The organism is Pseudomonas sp. 18173 (assembly GCF_050432945.1).
Classification (GTDB): domain Bacteria; phylum Pseudomonadota; class Gammaproteobacteria; order Pseudomonadales; family Pseudomonadaceae; genus Aquipseudomonas.
The window spans coordinates 54,412-72,983 of sequence record NZ_JBKFTN010000004.1 but is presented as its reverse complement, the minus strand read 5'-3'; the positions used below and the strand labels follow the sequence as shown (position 1 = coordinate 72,983).

Annotated in this window: 14 protein-coding genes; 8 read left to right on the top strand and 6 right to left on the bottom strand. The window is 62.2% G+C overall.

Annotated elements, in window-relative coordinates:
* Positions 1–104: 104 nt before the first annotated feature.
* Positions 105–2,159: a phenylacetic acid degradation bifunctional protein PaaZ gene (gene paaZ, locus ACLD1X_RS05770; RefSeq protein WP_429366517.1), complete on the top strand. Its 2,055-nt coding sequence runs from the start codon at positions 105–107 to the stop codon at positions 2,157–2,159.
* A gap of 162 nt (positions 2,160–2,321) precedes the next feature.
* On the opposite strand, the gene ACLD1X_RS05765 is transcribed toward paaZ, so the two are convergent.
* Genes ACLD1X_RS05765 through ACLD1X_RS05755 form a run of 3 tightly spaced genes read right to left on the bottom strand, consistent with a single transcriptional unit; the run spans position 2,322 to position 5,791 of the window.
* Positions 2,322–3,230, bottom strand: a complete 909-nt coding sequence (locus tag ACLD1X_RS05765; protein ID WP_429366516.1) for a helix-turn-helix domain-containing protein — start codon at positions 3,228–3,230, stop codon at positions 2,322–2,324.
* Entirely contained in the window at positions 3,227–4,645 is a 1,419-nt protein-coding gene (locus tag ACLD1X_RS05760; protein WP_429366515.1) for an aminotransferase, read from the bottom strand. The genes ACLD1X_RS05765 and ACLD1X_RS05760 overlap by 4 nt, the downstream gene beginning before the upstream one ends.
* 39 nt (positions 4,646–4,684) lie before the next feature.
* Positions 4,685–5,791: a polyamine ABC transporter substrate-binding protein gene (locus tag ACLD1X_RS05755; protein ID WP_429366514.1), complete on the bottom strand. Its 1,107-nt coding sequence runs from the start codon at positions 5,789–5,791 to the stop codon at positions 4,685–4,687.
* 215 nt (positions 5,792–6,006) lie between these two features.
* Between ACLD1X_RS05755 and ACLD1X_RS05750 the strand changes: the two genes are divergently transcribed.
* Together ACLD1X_RS05750 and ACLD1X_RS05745 are read left to right on the top strand one after the other, a co-directional pair.
* Complete coding sequence (locus ACLD1X_RS05750; protein WP_429366513.1) at positions 6,007–6,789, top strand: enoyl-CoA hydratase-related protein; 783 nt, start codon at positions 6,007–6,009, stop codon at positions 6,787–6,789.
* Positions 6,786–7,967 (top strand): acetyl-CoA C-acyltransferase family protein, encoded by a 1,182-nt coding sequence (locus ACLD1X_RS05745; RefSeq protein WP_429366512.1) that lies wholly within the window; start codon positions 6,786–6,788, stop codon positions 7,965–7,967. Before ACLD1X_RS05750 ends, ACLD1X_RS05745 begins: the two co-directional genes overlap by 4 nt.
* Positions 7,968–9,413: 1,446 nt before the next feature.
* On the opposite strand, the gene ACLD1X_RS05740 is transcribed toward ACLD1X_RS05745, so the two are convergent.
* Positions 9,414–9,764 carry a hypothetical protein gene (locus ACLD1X_RS05740; protein WP_429366511.1) on the bottom strand — a complete coding sequence of 117 codons (351 nt, stop codon included), beginning with the start codon at positions 9,762–9,764 and terminating at the stop codon, positions 9,414–9,416.
* A gap of 301 nt (positions 9,765–10,065) precedes the next feature.
* Between ACLD1X_RS05740 and ACLD1X_RS05735 the strand changes: the two genes are divergently transcribed.
* The 3 genes from ACLD1X_RS05735 (at position 10,066) to ACLD1X_RS05725 (ending at position 14,105) form a co-directional block, all read left to right on the top strand.
* The gene (locus ACLD1X_RS05735) at positions 10,066–11,235 is read left to right on the top strand and encodes an aromatic ring-hydroxylating oxygenase subunit alpha (protein WP_429366510.1); all 1,170 of its coding nucleotides are present in this window, start codon (positions 10,066–10,068) and stop codon (positions 11,233–11,235) included.
* 134 nt (positions 11,236–11,369) lie between these two features.
* Positions 11,370–13,031: a choline dehydrogenase gene (locus tag ACLD1X_RS05730; RefSeq protein WP_429366509.1), complete on the top strand. Its 1,662-nt coding sequence runs from the start codon at positions 11,370–11,372 to the stop codon at positions 13,029–13,031.
* Between the two features lie 9 nt (positions 13,032–13,040).
* A complete protein-coding gene (locus tag ACLD1X_RS05725) occupies positions 13,041–14,105 on the top strand; it encodes a GlxA family transcriptional regulator (protein ID WP_429366508.1) in 1,065 nt (354 codons plus the stop codon).
* A gap of 73 nt (positions 14,106–14,178) precedes the next feature.
* Here ACLD1X_RS05725 and ACLD1X_RS05720 read toward each other — a convergent pair whose 3' ends face one another.
* On the bottom strand, positions 14,179–14,910 hold the full coding sequence (locus ACLD1X_RS05720; RefSeq protein ID WP_429366507.1) for a class II aldolase and adducin N-terminal domain-containing protein: 732 nt from the start codon (positions 14,908–14,910) through the stop codon (positions 14,179–14,181).
* A 411-nt stretch (positions 14,911–15,321) separates the two neighbouring features.
* Here ACLD1X_RS05720 and ACLD1X_RS05715 point away from each other — a divergent pair, with 411 nt between their 5' ends.
* Positions 15,322–16,443: an HlyD family secretion protein gene (locus ACLD1X_RS05715; RefSeq protein WP_429366506.1), complete on the top strand. Its 1,122-nt coding sequence runs from the start codon at positions 15,322–15,324 to the stop codon at positions 16,441–16,443.
* Entirely contained in the window at positions 16,440–18,032 is a 1,593-nt protein-coding gene (locus tag ACLD1X_RS05710; protein ID WP_429366505.1) for a DHA2 family efflux MFS transporter permease subunit, read from the top strand. The genes ACLD1X_RS05715 and ACLD1X_RS05710 overlap by 4 nt, the downstream gene beginning before the upstream one ends.
* Positions 18,033–18,044: 12 nt before the next feature.
* Here the strand turns inward: ACLD1X_RS05710 and ACLD1X_RS05705 are convergent, their stop codons facing one another.
* A complete protein-coding gene (locus ACLD1X_RS05705; protein WP_008017565.1) occupies positions 18,045–18,485 on the bottom strand; it encodes a carboxymuconolactone decarboxylase family protein in 441 nt (146 codons plus the stop codon).
* Between the last annotated feature and the right edge of the window lie 87 nt (positions 18,486–18,572).

Below are 18,572 nucleotides of genomic sequence, written 5' to 3'. Positions count from 1 at the left end.
TGAGAACAACGCGTTTATCCAGAAAACACGCGTCATCGTTCGCGACCATCGCGAGCAAGCTCGCTCCTACAGGTTGTCCAATTATTTTGATTCCAGGAGCCAACATGTCTCACGCCCCTACCCTGCAAAGTTTCATCGCCGGCCGCTGGATCGGCCAACAAGGCGCGCAAATCCTGCGCAGCGCCATCGACGGCCATGAAATCGCCCGTACCCATGAAGAGCGCCCGGACTTCGCCGAAGCTATCGAGCACGGCCGTCGCCAAGGCGTCAGCGGCCTGATGGCGCTGGACTTCCAGCAACGCGCCCAGCGTCTCAAGGCCCTGGCGTTGTACCTGGCCGAGCGCAAGGAACAGCTCTACGCGATTTCCCACCACAGCGGCGCGACCCGCGCCGACAGCTGGATCGATATCGAAGGCGGCAACAGCACGCTGTTCACCTACGCCAGCCTCGGCTCGCGCGAGCTGCCGTCGGGCAACGTGGTCCACGAAGGCCCAGCCATGCAGCTGAGCAAAATGGGCTCGTTCGCCGGTACCCACATCCTGGTACCACGTGGCGGCGTTGCGGTGCACATCAACGCATTCAACTTCCCGATCTGGGGCATGCTGGAAAAGTTCGCCCCGAGCTTCCTCGCCGGCATGCCGTGCATCGTCAAGCCAGCCAGCGCCACCAGCTACCTGACCGAAGCCGTGGTGCGCCTGATGGACGAATCCGGCCTGTTGCCAGCGGGCAGCCTGCAACTGATCATCGGTGGTACCGGCGACCTGCTCGACCGCCTGCAAGGCCAGGACGTGGTGACCTTCACCGGTTCTGCCGACACCGCGGCCAAGCTGCGGGTGAACCCGAACCTGATCCGCAACTCGGTGCCGTTCACCGCCGAAGCCGACTCGCTGAACTGCGCGATCCTCGCCCCGGACGTGACCCCGGACGACGAAGAATTCGAGCTGTTCATCAAGGAAGTCGCCCGGGAAATGACCACCAAGGCCGGGCAGAAATGCACCGCCATCCGCCGCGCCATCGTCCCGGCCAAGCACATCGATGCAGTCGCTACGCGCTTGCGTGATCGCCTGGCCAAAGTAGTGGTCGGCGACCCGTCGGTGGAAGGCGTGCGCATGGGCGCACTGGCATCCCACGATCAACAGAAAGACGTGGCCGAGCGCCTGGAAATGCTGTTGCAGAGCAGCGACCTGCTGTTCGGCGCCCGTGACGGTTTTGAACCGCGCGGCGTGAACGTCGACAAGGGTGCGTTCTTCGCCCCAACCCTGTTGCAAGCCCGCGATCCGCACGCCGAAGGCGGCGCCCACGACATCGAAGCGTTCGGCCCGGTCAGCACCCTGATGGCCTACGACGATCTCGACGAAGCGCTGGCCCTGGCCGCTCGCGGCAAAGGCAGCCTGGTCGCCAGCCTGGTGACCAAGGATCCACAGATCGCCGCCAAAGCGATCCCGGTGGCCGCTGCACTGCACGGTCGCCTGCTGGTGCTGGACCGCAATTGCGCCGGCGAATCCACCGGCCACGGCTCGCCACTGCCACAACTCAAGCACGGCGGCCCGGGTCGTGCCGGTGGCGGTGAAGAGCTCGGCGGTTTGCGTGCGGTCAAGCACTACCTGCAACGCGCCGCGGTACAAGGCTCGCCGACCATGCTGGCAGCGGTCACCGGTGAATACGTGCGTGGCGCCAAGGTCATCGAAACCGACGTGCATCCGTTCCGCCGCTACTTCCAGGACCTGCAGATCGGCGAGTCGTTGCTGACTCACCGTCGCACCGTCACCGAAGCGGACCTGGTGAACTTCGGTTGCCTGTCGGGCGACCACTTCTACATGCACTTTGACGACATCGCGGCCAAGGAATCGCAGTTCGGCAAGCGCATCGCCCACGGTTACTTCGTGCTGTCGGCCGCCGCCGGCCTGTTCGTCTCCCCCGGCGTCGGCCCGGTGCTGGCCAACTACGGCCTCGACACCCTGCGCTTCATCAACCCGGTAGGCATCGGCGACACCATCCAGGCCCGCCTGACCTGCAAGCGCAAGATCGACCAGGGCAAGAAAAGCCCGCAAGGCATCCCGCAAGGGGTGGTGGCGTGGGATGTGGAAGTCACCAACCAGTTGGGTGAGCTGGTGGCCAGCTATGACATTTTGACGTTGGTGGTCAAACGCGAGGATTGATCAGGCCTCCTGGTTGACCGCAGATCCTGTGGTCAACCTCAATCCACTGTGGGAGCGGGCTTGCTCGCGAAAGCGGTGTGTCAGTCACTGATGATGTCGACTGACGCACCGCTTTCGCGAGCAAGCCCGCTCCCACATTTGATTTGTGCCGAGCTGAAATTCTCAGTGCTTGCGTAACCACTCGATAAACAGCGCAAACAATTCCGACTGCGAACCCACCTCCAGCTTCAGGTACAGGTTCTTGCGGTGCATGCGCACGGTTTCCGGTGAGATGCTCATCTGGCTGGCCGTGGATTTCACCGAATGCCCGCGCAGGACCATGTGCGCCACTTCCCGCTCGCGCTCGGTGAGCACGTCGCTGCCGAAATGCTCGAAAGCCGACTGCACCCGGAGCTTGAGATCATCGCGCAGGCCCTGGTCTTTATCGCACTGGATCTCGTGATTGTGCAGCATCCCGCGTTGACTGAATTCGCTGACGAACTCGCGCACCAGCGGCTCTACGGCACGTAGCAGATTCAACTGTTCGGCGCTCAAGCATTCACCACCGAAACCCTGATAGAGGCTGACGGAAATCTTCGTGTCATTGCCGATATCGACGATGTAGTAGCTGTCTTCCGAACAGCCCGCCTTCAGGTAGTAAGACTTGTAGTAGTCACTGTCGAAGAAGTTGTCCGGCGCGATTTCTTCCAGGTGATAGAACCCTTGCGCCAATCCCTGCTCCACCGCCAGGCAAAACGGGTCGAGCAGATAGCCCCCGGAAAAATAGCGTTCAAGAATCGAGACCTGATACTCCTGGGCAATCCCGCGCTGATACAGCAACTGGGGTGCGCGGTCCTTGCGCTCCAGGCTGATCATCATCGACTCGATGGACACCAGTTCCCCCAACGCCGCCGCCAGGTATTGCAGGGCGTCGGGCTCATCGATATGGGCGAATGCCTCGCGCATTCCCCCATGCCATTTGTGCAGTGCCCCGAAGGGCATTGCGATCAGCGTATCGTCGTCTGGTTTGCTCATGCCCCGCAGTCTAGCGGGTGAACAGGGCCTTGGTAAAAGCCTGACGGATGAAGTCATTGGCCGAAATACTGGCCGCTCTGCTCAAGCTCGGCCGCCACTTCAAGGATGCACACCCGCAGGGTCTCGACGATTTCATCGACCTGGGCAAACGTCAGGATCAACGGCGGCGACATCACGTTGAGGTGCATGATCGGCCGCACCAGCAAGCCCCGGGCCTGGGCCCGCGAGTGGATTTTCTCGCCGATGTTGATCTCGTCGGGGAGCAGCGCCTTGGTGCGTTTATCGGCGACGAATTCCACGCAGGCCATGAGTTTCTGGCAGCGCACATCGCCCACCAGCGGCAAGTCCCGCAGGGTTGCCAGGCGCTCCTCCAGGTACGCCCCCACCGTGTCGACATGGGCCAGCAGGTTTTCCCGCTCGATGATTTCGATGTTCTTCAGCGCCGCCGTGCAGCACACCGGGTGGCCGCTGTAGGTGAAGCCGTGGGTGAAACAGCGGCCCTTGCCCGGCTCGGCGATGACTTTCCAGATGCGGTCGGAAAAGATGCATGCGCCCAGCGGCAGGTAGGCCGAGGTCAAGCCCTTGGCGGTGGTGATGATGTCGGGCTGCACGTCGAACACATCGTAAGAGGCAAAGAATTTGCCCAGGCGCCCGAACGAGGTCACCACCTCGTCGGCGACGAACAGTATGTCGTAGCGCTGGCAGACGTCCCACATGCGCTTGAGATAGCCCCGGGGTGGAATGATCACCCCGCCCGAGCCCATGATCGGCTCGGCGAAAAACGCAGCCACTTTGTCCGTCCCAATCGACTGGATCTTGTCTTCGAATTCCTTGACCAGGAACTCGAGGAACTGCGCTTCGTCCATGCCCTCGGGCGCACGGTACGGGTTCGGATTGGAGACGTGGTGGATCAGCGGGTTGGCGTAATCGAACTCCGGCACGCGGTCGGCGGCCTTGTTGCCGATCGACATCGTCAGCGTGGTGGAGCCGTGATAGGCGTTGAACCGGGCGATGACATGCTTCTTCTCGGGCTTGCCGCGGCAGTTCTGGTAGTACTGGATCAGCCGGTACGCGGTGTCCACGGCGGTGGAGCCGCCGGTGGTCAGGAACACATGGTCGAGGTCGCCGGGGGCCAGGCTGGCGAGTTTTTCGCACAGCTGGATGGCGACGTTGTTGGACATGTCGGAAAACGGGTTCGAATAGGCCAGCTGGCGCACCTGGTCGGCGATGGCCTCGGCCATTTCCTCGCGACCCAGGCCGATGTTGGTGCACCACATGCCGCCCACGGCGTCGAGAAAGCGGTTGCCCTGGGTGTCGTAGATGTAAGCGCCATCGCCGGCAACGATGTTTAGCGAGCCTTGTTCGGCGTGTTCGTCGAACACGTGATAGCCGTGCATATGGTGAGCCTTGTCGGCCTTGACCAGCCGGGACTCGTCCGCTGGGGAAAAAACGGTGCGTGTTGGCGTCGCCATAAATAAACCTCTAACCGAATTGACTAACGATCGAACAAATCAGATGCCGCTTTTCACGGTGCTCCAGACCCGGGTAATCGCCCGCATGTCCTTGGTGTCCTGGGTCTTCTGCGGGAACAGGCGCTCGCGGGTCTGCGCATCGGGGTAGATGGCCGGGTTGTCGCGCACATCGGCGTTCAGCAACGGCGTGGCTGCCGCGTTACTGTTGGCGTAGTTGATGAAATCACTGACGTCGGCCATCACCTGCGGCTGCATCAGGTACTCAAGAAACTTGTGCGCATTGGCGACGTGGGTCGCGTCGGCCGGGATGTACATGTTGTCGAACCAGATCAGCGAACCTTCCTTGGGAATGAAGTACGCCAGGTCGATCTTCTTCTTGGCTTCTGCGGCGCGGGCCATGGCCGTGGCGTAGTCGCCGGACCAGGTCATGGCCATGCACACGTCGCCATTGGGCAGGCTGGTCAGGTAATTGACCGAGTCGAACTTGCGGATGTACGGCCGCACGGACAGCAGCAGTTCCTGGGCGGCTTTCAGGTCCGCCGGTGCAGCGCTTCGCGGGTCGCGCCCAAGGTAGGTCAAGGCCATGGGGATGACTTCGGTCGGCGCATCGAGCAGGGTCACGCCGCAATCGGCAAACTTCGAGACGATCTTTGGATCGAAAATCATCGCCAGCGAACCGATCGGTGCGTCCGGCATGCGTTCCTTGATCTTGTCGACGTTGTAGGTCACGCCGTTGCTACCCCAGGTGTACGGCGCCGAGTACTGGGTGCCGGGGTCATAGCCTTGCAGGTCCTCGAGGACTTTCGGGTCGAGGTTGGTCCAGCCCGGCAGCTGTTTTTTATCCAGCGGCTGGAACACCTTGGCCTTGATCAGCGGCGGCGCAAGCGACGCGTTCAGTACGATCAGGTCATAACCGGAATGGCCGGTGAGCAACTTGGCCTGCACCGTTTCATAGGAGTCGAAGGTGTCGTAGACCACCTTGATGCCGGTGGCCTTTTCGAAATCGGCGATGGTTTTTTCACCGATGTAGTCCGCCCAGTTATAGAGCCGCAGCGTGTTGCTGTCGTCCACTTGAGCGGCGTAGGCATTCAATGTCAGCGGTACAACAAACAGGCTGGAAATCACCTTAAGCAGCGTCTTGCCCATAGCAAATGCACCTTATAGCGAGTTCGGCTCTGGATGAGCGGATGCCCTCACTATTGGTCGATTCGCCGGGCGGAACCATACCCCGAATGGGTGTGTGTCGTTTTTGGCTCACCGGCATGGCAAAAAGCGGCAGCGCAGTTGACCCGTTTTGCCATAGATCCGGGGTTTGTCCGGCGCTTAAAGTGGCGGCCTGAAACGACCCTGCGGAGCCTGCGATGACCGACCTGATCAAACACGAGCAACGCGACGGCGTGTTGACGCTGACCATCGACCGCCCGGACAAGCTCAACGCGCTGAACAACGCCATGTACACGCAACTGGCCGACCTGTTGCAGGCCGCGGACGAAGACGCGCAGACCGGTGTGATCATCCTCACCGGCGGCCCGGCCTGCTTTACCAGCGGCAATGACCTGGTGGATTTCCTCCAGCATCCGCCAACGCACCTGGACGCCCCGGCGTTCCACCTGATGAAAGTCGTCACACGCCTGCAAAAGCCGCTGATCGCGGCTGTCTGCGGGGCCGCCATCGGCATTGGCACTACTTTGCTGCTGCATTGCGATCAGGTGCTGGTCACCCGCAACGCCAAGCTGCGCATGCCGTTCGTCAACATCGGCCTGTGCCCCGAATTCGGCGCCAGCCTGTTGCTGCCACGCCGGCTCGGCCATGCCCGCGCCGCGAGCCTGCTCCTGTTGGGCAACGGCCTGGACGGCAACGAAGCGGTGGCCTGGGGCCTGGCCAATGAAGCCTTCGATGACGGCGAACAATGCCTGGCGGCGGCCACCACCATCGCCCGGCGCTTTCTGGCCATGCCCCGGCAAGCCTTGCGCCAATCGCGGCAACTGATGAAACAGGCTTCCCTGACCGAACTGGAAGCCACCCTGCGCGAAGAAAACACCCTGTTCATTCAGCGCTTGAACACCGACGAGGCGAAAAACGCCTTGAACGCCCTGCTCAATCGCAGTACAGACAAGAATCAACCGAAAGGAAACCAGCCATGAACACTCCAGAAATCTACGTTGTCAGCGCCGCCCGTACCGCCATCGGTACCTTCGGCGGTTCGCTCAAGGACGTGCCACTGGCCGACCTGGCGACCACGGCCGTAAAAGCCGCCCTGGAGCGAGCCGCCGTGGACCCGGCGCTCGTTGGCCATCTGGTGATGGGCAACGTGATCCCGACCGAAACCCGCGATGCCTACATCTCCCGCGTTGCAGCGATGAACGCCGGCATTCCGAAGGAAACCCCGGCCTACAACGTCAACCGCCTGTGCGGTTCGGGCCTGCAAGCGATCATCAACGCTGCGCAGACCCTGATGCTGGGCGATGCCGACATCGTCGTGGGTGCCGGTGCCGAATCCATGAGCCGTGGTCCGTACCTGATGCCGAGCGCCCGTTGGGGTTCGCGCATGGGCAACGCCCAGGTCATCGACTACATGCTCGGGATCCTGCATGACCCGTTCCAGAACATTCACATGGGTATCACCGCGGAAAACGTCGCCGCACGCAACGGCATCACCCGCGAAATGCAGGACGCCCTGGCCCTGGAAGACCAGAAACGTGCGGCCCATGCGATTGCCAACGGCTACTTCAGCGAGCAGATCGCGACCGTGGAAATCCAGGATCGCAAGGGCGTCAAGCTGTTCAGCGTCGACGAGCATCCGCGTGCCACGTCCCTGGAACAGCTGGCGGCGATGAAGCCGGCGTTCAAGAAGGACGGCTCAGTCACTGCCGGCAACGCCTCGGGGCTGAATGATGGCGCCGCCGCACTGGTCATGGCCACCGGCAATGCGGTCCAGGCCAATAACCTGAAACCGCTTGCCCGCCTGGTCAGCTACGCCCACGCCGGCGTCGAGCCGGAATTCATGGGCCTGGGCCCGATTCCGGCTACGCGCCTGGCGCTCAAGCGCGCTGGCCTGACCGTCGCCGACCTGGACGTGATAGAAGCCAACATCGCCTTCGCCGCCCAGGCCTGTGCCGTCAGTCAGGAACTGGATCTGGACCCGGCCAAGGTCAACCCGAACGGTTCGGGGATTGCGTTGGGCCACCCGGTCGGCGCAACCGGCGCAATCATCGCGACCAAGGCCATCCATGAACTGCATCGCACCGGTGGCCGTTATGCGCTGGTGACCATGTGCATCGGTGGCGGTCAGGGGATTGCGGCGATTTTTGAGCGGGTTTGATAGGGGTACATTTGGATTGGGGGCATATCCATTGTTGTTGTGATGGCTGCTAATGGTTCCGCCCTTACGGCGGGTTACTTGGAAGAGCCCCAAGTAACCAAGGGCTCTTGCCCCTGACGTTCGGTGCCTCGCTTAGGCTCGGCATTCCCTCGCTCCGGTCCTGCTCCGTGGGCCCGCCGCGATCGGCCATCCATGGCCGTACGCGGCTAACCCGGCATCCATGCCGGGTTGCCCACTACGCAGAACCTCCACTCGGCCTCTCGAGAGGGCAAGAAGATCAAAAGCAAAAGCAAAAGCCANTATTGGTTCCGCCCTGACGGCGGGTTACTTGGAGAAGCGCCAAGTAACCAAGCGCTTTATCCCCTGACGTACGGCCCTTCGCTTAGGCTCAGGGTTCCCTCGCTCCGGTCCTGCTCCGTGGGCCCGCCGCGATCGGCCATCCATGGCCGTACGCGGCTAACCCGGCATCCATGCCGGGTTGCCCACTACGCAGAACCTCCACTCGGCCTCTCGAGAGGGCAAGAAGATCAAAAGCAAAAGCAAAAGCCAGGCGGCCTTCGGGCCGACCTGGCTTTGGCTGTTGCCCCCGATTCCCTGTAGGAGCGAGCCTGCTCGCGATGGTCGTCAACGATGACGCGGGATATCTGGATGAGCGCGTTGTCTGGGCATTTTTCGCGAGCGAGCTCGCTCCTACAGGGGAACGTGTTCGCTTCAGCTCGGGCCGACCTGATAGCCAACCAATTTCTTGCAACTGCCCCCCAATCAAACTGTAGGAGCGAGCCTGCTCGCGATGGTCGTCAACGATGACGCGGGATGTCTGGGTGAACGCGTTGTCTGGGCATTTTTCGCGAGCGAGCTCGCTCCTACAGGGGAACGTGTTCGCTTCAGCGCGGGCCGACCTGATAGCCAACCAATTTCTTGCAACTGCCCCCCAAGCAACCTGTAGGAGCGAGCCTGCTCGCGATGGTCGTCAACGATGACGCGGGATGTCTGGATGAACGCGTTGTCTGGGCATTTTTCGCGAGCAGGCTCGCTCCTACAGGAGATTGAGTACAGCCACGAAAGTCAGGTCGGCCCGCAGGCCGCCTGGCTTTTGATCTGCCCTGCCCCGTCGGAAGGCCGAGCGCAGGTTCTGCGCAGTGGGCAACCCGGCATGGATGCCGGGTTAGCCGCGTACGGCCATGGATGGCCGATCGCGGCGGGCCCACGGAGCAGGACCGGAGCGAGGGAACCCTGAGCCTAAGCGAAGGGCCGTACGTCAGGGGATAAAGCGCTTGGTTACTTGGCGCTTCTCCAAGTAACCCGCCGTCAGGGCGGAACCAATAGTGGCCATTACCGCAACAATGGATATGTACACAGCCAATGTCCCCATAAAAAAACGGGCAGACGAGATGCGGCTCATCTGCCCGGCAAAACGGGGAACCCCTGAAAAGGCGGTGTGAAGCGTCAACTGCCCTGCGGCACCAACCGCAGCCCCTTGCGCGCCACCTGCTGACCCGGCTCGAAGCGGGCATTGGGCGAGCGCACGGTGCTGATTTCACCTTGGGCGTCCTTCACTTCATAAGCGGTTTCCGTCAGCCCGGCAGCTTGCTGAATCGAACCGCCGGCAAAAAAACCGGCACCAGCACCGACCAATGCGCCAACAGGCCCACCCACTGCGCCAACCATCAAACCGGTCAGGGCACCGTAACCTTTGCCGGCGGTGGTATCGGGCACTTCGCGCACGACCTGGTCAGCCATGCACAAGGGGGAAAGCAACAGACAGAGCGTGAATCCGAAAGGAATTGAGTGAGACATGGCAAATTCCTTCTTCGAGTCAATGCCATATCAAAATCACAAAACATGCCATTTAAAGAATCGTTGCATATCAATAAGTTAATCTTACGAGAGTCATACTGACCACAAAAAAATAGAGTCAGTATGACCACGTCGAAGTCACAATGACTTGCTCCAGGTCAAAAGATTGCAGCCTCGCAATGCTTGATGTTTTCCCCCGCAACTGGTCGTTTTCCATCAATCCACCCGCCTCTCTGCCCCCTAGATTAGGACCCACGACAAAGCCGTACCCTGCGGCGCCAGGCACCGAGGAGAGCCCCCCATGCAATCCATGCACAACCTCAAGACCCAAAGTTCGATCGACGGCTGGGACCAGCAGGACCCGGAAGAAGCCTTCACCCTGCCCTCGCGTTACTTCTACGACGAAACCCTGTTCAAGGCCGAGCGCGACAACATTTTCATGCACGCCTGGCACGTCGCCGGGCACGTCAGTGAGTTTGCCGAACCGGGTCAGTACGTGGTCACGGATCTGTTCGACCAGAGCGTGGTGGTGGCAAAAAATCGGCAGGGGCAGATCCATGCCTTCCACAACGTCTGCCAGCATCGCGGCAATCGCCTGCTCGAAGAACGGCGCGGCACCACCGGTGGCGTGGTGCGTTGCGCCTATCACTCGTGGTGCTACGAAATGGACGGCAGCCTGCGCAGCGCACCGCGTTGCGAGAAGATGAAGAACTTCGAATTGCAGCAGTTCAACATCCCACAGATTCGCACCGAAGAGTTGGGTGGCTTCATCTATTTCAACCTCGACCCGAACGCGCCGTCCCTGCGGGACTTGTTCCCCGGTGCGGACGAGGAAATGCACCGGGTGTTTCCGGACCTGGCCAACATGCGCCTGATCGAGGAACAGGACGTGATCGTGCCCGCCAACTGGAAGGTGATCATGGACAACTCCATCGAGGGTTATCACTTCAAGCTGTCCGGGCCCTGCCATATCGACCTGGCGAAGCTGATCGACTTCAAGGGCTATCAGTTGAGCAAACGCGACAACTGGTGGACCTACATTGCCCCGGCCAACCTGTCGGTGACCGAAGCCTACGGCGTGCCCCTGCGCAAGGACCTGAACCCGGACGAGTGCTTCTTCAACATTGGCATGTGGCCGAACAACACCTTCTACACCTTCCCGTTCTCGGAGTTCCTGGGCTCGTTCATCATGATCCCGCTGGACGCCGAACGCTCGCTGCTGCGCTTCGGTTACTACTCCAGCAATGCCGAGACCGCAAAGGTCAGTACTTCGTGCATGAAGTGGATGAACGAGGACCTGGGGCCGGAGGACATCGCGCTGAACATCTCGGTGCAAAAAGGCCTGCGCTCGCTCGGCTACGACCAGGGGCGCTACATGATCGATGCCCAGCGCAGCAATGAAAGCGAGCACCTGGTGCATCACTTTCACCGGTTGGTGTTTAACGGGATTCATGGTGATTCCGCGATCTGAATCACCCCCGATCCCTGTAGGAGCGAGCTTGCTCGCGAAAAACGTGAAGGCAACGCGGGTATTCAAACAGCCCGCGTCATCGTTGACGTCCATCGCGAGCAAGCTCGCTCCTACACTATGGAGCACTCCCAATCATGCCCAACCATGCGTTTGATTACCTGATCGTGGGCGCAGGATCCGCCGGCTGCGTATTGGCCAACCGCCTGGGCGAAGACCCGGCGGTGCGGATTCTGCTGCTGGAGGCGGGGCCGGCGGACCAGAGCTGGACCATCGACATGCCGTCGGCCGTGGGCCTGGTGGTCGGCGGCACGCGCTACAACTGGAGCTACAGTTCCGAGCCGGAACCCTATCTGAACGGCCGCCGGATCGGCACGCCGCGAGGTCGCACGCTGGGCGGTTCGTCCTCGATCAATGGCATGGTCTACATCCGTGGCCATGCCCGGGACTACGACGGCTGGGCCGAACAGGGCTGCGACGGCTGGGGTTATCAGGACGTGCTGCCGTATTTCAAACGCGCCCAGACCCATGCCGACGGCGCGGACGATTACCGTGGGGCGACGGGGCATCTGCACGTCACCCCCGGCGATACCACGACGCCCTTGTGCGCGGCGTTTCTGGCGGCCGGTGCGCAGGCCGGGTATGGCCTGAGCGACGATTTGAACGGTTATCGCCAGGAAGCCTTCGGCCCGGTGGATCGCACCACCCGCGCCGGGCGGCGCTGGAGCACCTCCCGTGGTTATCTGCGTGAAGCGCTGGCCCGGGGCAACGTTCAGGTGCGTACCGACGCGCTGGCGCTGCGCATTCTGTTCGACGGCAAACGCGCCGCCGGCATTGAATACGAGCACAACGGCGAGGTCCACCAGGCCTTCGCCCGGCGTGAAGTGTTGCTGAGCGCCGGGGCCATCAACTCAGCGCAATTACTGTTGCTGTCCGGCATTGGGCCGGCGGCGGAACTGCGGGACCTGGGGATCGAGGTCAGGCACGACCTGCCCGGCGTCGGCCGGCGTCTCAACGATCACCCGGACACGGTGGTGCAATACCTGTGCAAGCAGCCCGTTTCGCTCTACCCATGGACCACCGCGCCGGGCAAATGGTGGATCGGCGCACGCTGGTTTGCCACCCACGACGGGCTGGCGGCGAGCAACCATTTCGAGGCCGGGGCCTTCATCCGCTCTCGGGCCGGGGTCGAGTTTCCCGATCTGCAACTGACCTTCATGCCCCTGGCGGTCAAGCCCGGCAGTGTCGACCTGGTGCCGGGCCACGCGTTCCAGATCCACATCGACCTGATGCGCCCCACCAGCCTGGGCAGCGTCACGCTCGACAGCGCCGACCCCAGGCAGCCGCCGCGCATCCTGTTCAATTACCTGAAAACCGAGCAGGATCGGGCCGACATGCGCGCCGGCGCACGGCTGGTGCGCGAGATCATCGCGCAACCGGCGATGGCCGCTTATCGTGGCGAAGAGCTGGTGCCCGGCCCGCACGCGCAAAGTGACGAGGCGCTGGACGCCTGGGCCAGGCAGGTCACGGAAACCGGCTACCATGCCAGCGGCACTTGCAAGATGGGGCTGGCGAGCGATGTCGAAGCCGTGGTCGATCCGCAACTGCGGGTGCATGGCCTCGACGGACTGCGGGTAGTGGATGCCTCGATCATGCCGGCGATCGTCAGCGGCAACACCAATGCGCCGACGGTGATGATCGCGGAAAAGGCCAGCGACCTGATTCGCGGCCTGCCACCACTGCCGGCCGTCGATGCGCCGGTATGGATTCACCCACAATGGCAAACGCAGCAACGATAGAGACCACCCATGAGCAATCAGCCGTCCAACAGCACCGATGCACCTTTCACCTGGCAGCGCGGCGATGTCGCGCCGTTGCGTGTCGCGGTGCTGTTGCTGCCGTCGTTTTCCAACTTCGGTCTGGCCGCCGTGCTGGAACCGCTGGCCATCGCCAACTGGCTGACCCAGCGCAGCGTATTCGAGTGGTCGCTGTTGTCCCTGGACGGTGAACCGGTGCAGGCCAGCAACGGCCTGACCACGGTCGCCAATGACGGCTTGAAGGCCGACCAGGGTTTCGATGTGTGCGTGGTGCTCGCCAGTTTCGATGTGCACAAGCACAGCCGCAACCTCGCGCTGAAAAGCTGGTTGCGCAAGCAGGCGTTGTTCGGCGCCGTGCTGATGGGCGTGGAAACCGGCACCGAACTGCTTGCCGCCGCCGGCGTGCTCGACGGTTACGAAGCGGCCGTGCACTGGGACAACCTGCAGGGTTTCCAGGAAAGTTATCCACGGGTCCACGCCCGGCCGCAGCTCTACACCCTGGAGCGCCAGCGCATGACCTGCGCCGGCGCCACCACGACTCTGGACATGCTGCTGGGCTGGATCGGCCAGAGCCTGGACAGCGAACTGGCCCGGGAAATCGGCATGCACCTGTTGATGGGCCAGGTGCGCGCGCCGGCCGACAATCAGCTGGACGGCGGCCTGACCAACACCGGGCTGTACGGCAGCAAGATCCGCCGCGCCATCGGCTTGATGGAGCAGGCGCTGGAGGAACCGCTGGATTGCGAAGCGATTGCCGCTCAGGTCGGCCTTTCACGGCGACAACTGGAGCGGCAATTCAAGGATCAGACCGGCCTGTCGCCGCTCAAGTACTACATCACCCTGCGCCTGGCCAAGGCCCACAGTCTGCTGCAACAGACGCGCCTGAGCGTCGCCCAGGTGGCGGCCTGCTCGGGCTTCGGTTCGCTGGAGCACTTTTCCCGTACCTATCGCGCCCGCTTCGGCTGCCCGCCCAGCGAAGACCGCAGCCAGGTGTGGACCGCCCCGGTGATGCGCCAGCCGCTGCGCAAGGAGCACCGGCCGGTCGAGGCCGATTGACGAACGCTTTTCGCAGGCGCCCGGCTTGCCGGCGATGGCGATCTCAGGTACGCCATCGCTGGCAAGCCAGCTCCTACAGACTCCGATACTCCGGTTCTTCTTCGTCGAGAATCTCCATCAGCGCATTGAAATGCTTGTCGGCAAAGCCCGGATAGTCGAGCCATTGCCGACAGGTCTTGCGCGCGATTTCATCGCTGGCGATACGCAGCTCGCGACCGGTGGACAGCGCGGTGATGTAGGTCTCGCAGGCGCGTTCGAAGTAGTACAGGTCATCGAACGCCTGGGCGATGCTCGGTGCCGCCACCAGCAGGCCGTGATTGCCCATCAGCAGGATGGGCTTGTCCCCCAGCAGGTGGCTGACACGCTCCGCCTCTTCTCCCAGGCCCATGCCGTCGAAGCCTTCGTCGATCGCCACGCGCTCGAAAAAACGCATGCAGTTTTGCTCGACCGGCGGCAGGCGCGAGTTCGCCAGGCAGGCCAGGGCCGTCGCGTATTTCGAGTGGGTATGCAGGATGCAACGGGCATGCGGCTGATTGCGGTGCAAGGCGCTGTGCAAGGCCCAGGCGGTGATGTCCGGCGCGTCCGGGCGATCGAGGCTGGCGGGCTCATCGGCGTTGAGCAGCAGCAAGTCGCTGGCCTTGATCCGCGAGAAGTGCTTGCCGTAAGGGTTGATCAGGAACTCGCGACCGTCCCCCGATACCGCGACGCTGAAGTGGTTGGCGATGGACTCGTGCAGGTTCAGCCGCGCCGCCCAGCGGAACGCACAGGCCAGGCGGATACGCAGTTGCTCGACAGGTTGATTCATCCCGTGCTCCCCCGGATGTAGATCGGTTGCTGGCAGTGTAGAGCGACGCCTTTCGCGCACTTGACGGGAAACGACACGGATTGCCGCTATCGGCCGGCTCGTCAGGGTGAACGGCCGAGATGGCGAGTCCGTAATCATTTACTTGCCACATCTCTTTCGTCTGTAACACCGCCTTCGCGAGCAAGCCCGCTCCCACAGGGACCTGTGTTGTTCACAGAAAAGTTTGTTCGACACATACCCTGTGGGAGCGGGCTTGCTCGCGAAGGCGTCAGATCGACCGCCACCTATTCAACTGCCCTCGCATCAAACCAGTCACCTGACGACCGGCAGCAAAAACCATTTGCCACAAAATATTACATACGTCATATTACACCCATCATAATTAACCGCCGCTCCAACAGGTAATCCTCCATGACCAGCATGCCCACCGTTGAACCCGACCTGGCTGCCCCGGTGACTGCCGCCAAACCTCCCCTGCTCAAACGCCTGCTGTTGCTCTCCGTGGGTATCGCGGCGCTGGTATTGGCCGGTGTGTATGGCGCGCATTGGTGGAGCGCCGGGCGCTTTATCGAAGAAACCGATGACGCCTATATTGGTGGCGACGTAACGGTGATCGGGCCGAAAGTCGCAGGTTATATCGACGAAGTGCTGGTGACCGACAATCAGAAGGTCAAGGCAGGCGATGTGCTGATCCGTCTTGATTCGCGCGACTACCGTGCCAACCTGGCCAAGGCCGAAGGCGCAGTGGCCGCCCAGGAAGCCTTGCTGGCCAACCTCGACGCCACCGAACAACTGCAACAGGCCGTCATCGGCCAGGCCCGCGCCGGCATCGACGCCGCCGGTGCCGAAGCCACCCGTTCGCGGGATGACGATGCCCGCTACAAAAAACTGGTGATCACCAACGCCGTTTCGGTGGAAAGCGCCCAGCGCGCCAATACCACGTTCAAGACGGCCCAGGCCCAGAGCAACCGCGCCCAGGCTGAATTGCTGGCCGCGCAACGCCAGTTGAATGTGATCGACACCCAGAAACAACAGGCCCGGGCCGCCCTGATCCAGGCCAAGGCCGAGCGCGATCTGGCGCAATTGAATGTCGGCTACACCGAACTGAAGGCACCGGTCGACGGTGTCATCGGCAACCGTCGGGCCCGGGTTGGCGCCTATGCCCAGGCCGGCTCGCAATTGCTCTCGGTGGTGCCGACCAGCGGCCTGTGGGTCGATGCCAACTTCAAGGAAGACCAACTGGCACGCATGCTGCCGGGGCAACGGGTGGTGATCCATGCCGACGTGCTGTCGGGCCAGGAGTTCCACGGTCACCTGGACAGCCTCGCCCCGGCCAGCGGTGCGCAATTCAGCGTGTTGCCGCCGGAAAACGCCACCGGCAACTTCACCAAGATCGTGCAGCGGGTGCCGGTGCGCATCCACCTCGACCCGGCCGACAGTGTGCTCGGTCACCTGCGCCCGGGATTGTCGGTCACCGCCGAAGTGGACACGCGCAAGGAGCCTGAAGCGCCAGCCGTGGCCAGCGCGCCATGAACCGCCCCGTCACCGCCCTGGCGCAACCGTTCAATGCCGCGAACATGGCGACGGCGACCAAGGTCTTCGCCTTTGCCAGCATGTGCATCGGCATGTTCATTGCGCTGCTGGATATCCAGATTGTCTCGGCTTCGTTGCGTGACATCGGCGGCGGGCTCTCCGCCGGTACTGATGAAACCGCGTGGGTACAGACCAGTTACCTGATCGCCGAGATCATCGTGATCCCGCTGTCGGGCTGGCTCTCCCGGGTGTTTTCCACGCGCTGGCTGTTTTGTGCATCGGCCGTGGGCTTCACCCTGACCAGCCTGCTGTGCGGCGTGGCCTGGAACATCCAGAGCATGATCGCCTTCCGCGCCCTGCAAGGCTTTCTGGGCGGCTCGATGATCCCGATGGTGTTCACCACGGCCTTCGTGTTCTTCAGCGGCAAGCAACGGGTCATCGCCGCCGCGACCATCGGCGCGGTGGCGTCCCTGGCACCGACCCTGGGGCCGGTGATCGGCGGCTGGATCACCGACATTTCGTCCTGGCACTGGCTGTTCTACATCAATCTGGTCCCCGGCATCTTTGTCGCCGTGGCCGTACCGATGCTGGTGAAAATCGACCAGCCGGAACTGTCGCTGCTCAAGGGCGCGGATTACCTGAGCATGGTGTTCCTGGCGCTGTTCCTCGGCTGCCTGGAATACACCCTCGAAGAAGGCCCGCGCTGGAACTGGTTCAGCGACCGCACGATCCTGACCACGGCGTGGATCAGCGGCGTTGCCGGGCTGGCGTTCATCGGCCGGACCTTGCATGTGGCCAATCCGATCGTCGATCTGCGCGCCTTGAAGGATCGCAACTTCGCCCTTGGTTGCTTCTTCTCGTTCGTCACCGGCATCGGCCTGTTCGCCACCATTTACCTGACGCCACTGTTCCTCGGCCGGGTGCGCGGCTACGGTGCGCTGGACATTGGTCTGGCGGTTTTCTCCACCGGGGTGTTCCAGATCATGGCGATTCCGCTGTATGCCTTTCTGGCCAACCGCGTCGACCTGCGCTGGATCATGATGACTGGCCTGGGGCTGTTCGCCTTGTCGATGTGGGATTTCAGCCCGATCACCCATGACTGGGGGGCCAGGGAATTGATGTTGCCGCAAGCCTTGCGCGGCATGGCCCAGCAACTGGCGGTGCCGCCGGCCGTGACGTTGACCCTTGGCGGCCTGGCGCCGGCAAGGCTCAAACATGCGTCGGGGTTGTTCAATCTGATGCGCAACCTGGGTGGGGCCATCGGCATCGCCGCCTGCGCGACCATTCTCAATGACCGCACCAACCTGCATTTCACCCGGTTGGCGGAGAACCTCAACAGCACCAACGAGGCGCTCAACCAATGGCTGTCCCAGGTCGGCAACAACTTCGCCGCCCTCGGCCAGAGCGGTGACGCCGGGGTCACCGCCAGCCTGCATCAGCTATGGTTGCTGACCTACCGCGAAGCCCAGACACAAACCTACGGCGACGCGTTCTTGATGATCATGGTCTGCTTCATCATCGCCACGGCGATGGTGCCCTTGATGCGCAAGGTGCAACCACCGGCCGCGCCAAGCGCCGATGCGCATTGATGCGTGTGCGGGTCAGGCCTGAGGCGTTTTGCGGAAACCTACGGCCAGACGGTTCCAGCTGTTGATGGTGCTGATGGCCACGGTCAGGTCGACCATTTCCTTGGGCGAGAACTGGGCGCTGACCACTTCGTAGTCTTCATCCGGAGCGTGGGTCAGGCTGAGCTGGGTCAGGGATTCGGTCCAGAGCAGCGCAGCGCGTTCGCGCTCGGTGAAGAACGGTGCTTCGCGCCAGGCTGTCACGGCGAACAGGCGCCGCGGGGTTTCACCGCCCTTGATCGCATCGGCGGTGTGCATGTCGATGCAGAAGGCGCAGCCGTTGATTTGCGAGGCACGCAGCTTGACCAGTTCGATCAGGTTTTTTTCCAGCGGCAATTTCGAAACCGCTGTTTCCAACGCGATCATCGCTTTGAGGGCGTCAGGCGAGGCGGTGTAGAAATCGATACGGGGTTTCATGGCGTGCTCCAGGGCAAGTGAGTGTGTGACTACGTTAGTCCCGCGCCCGGTTTACACAAATAGCCAATTTTTCAAAAGTCGAGGAGG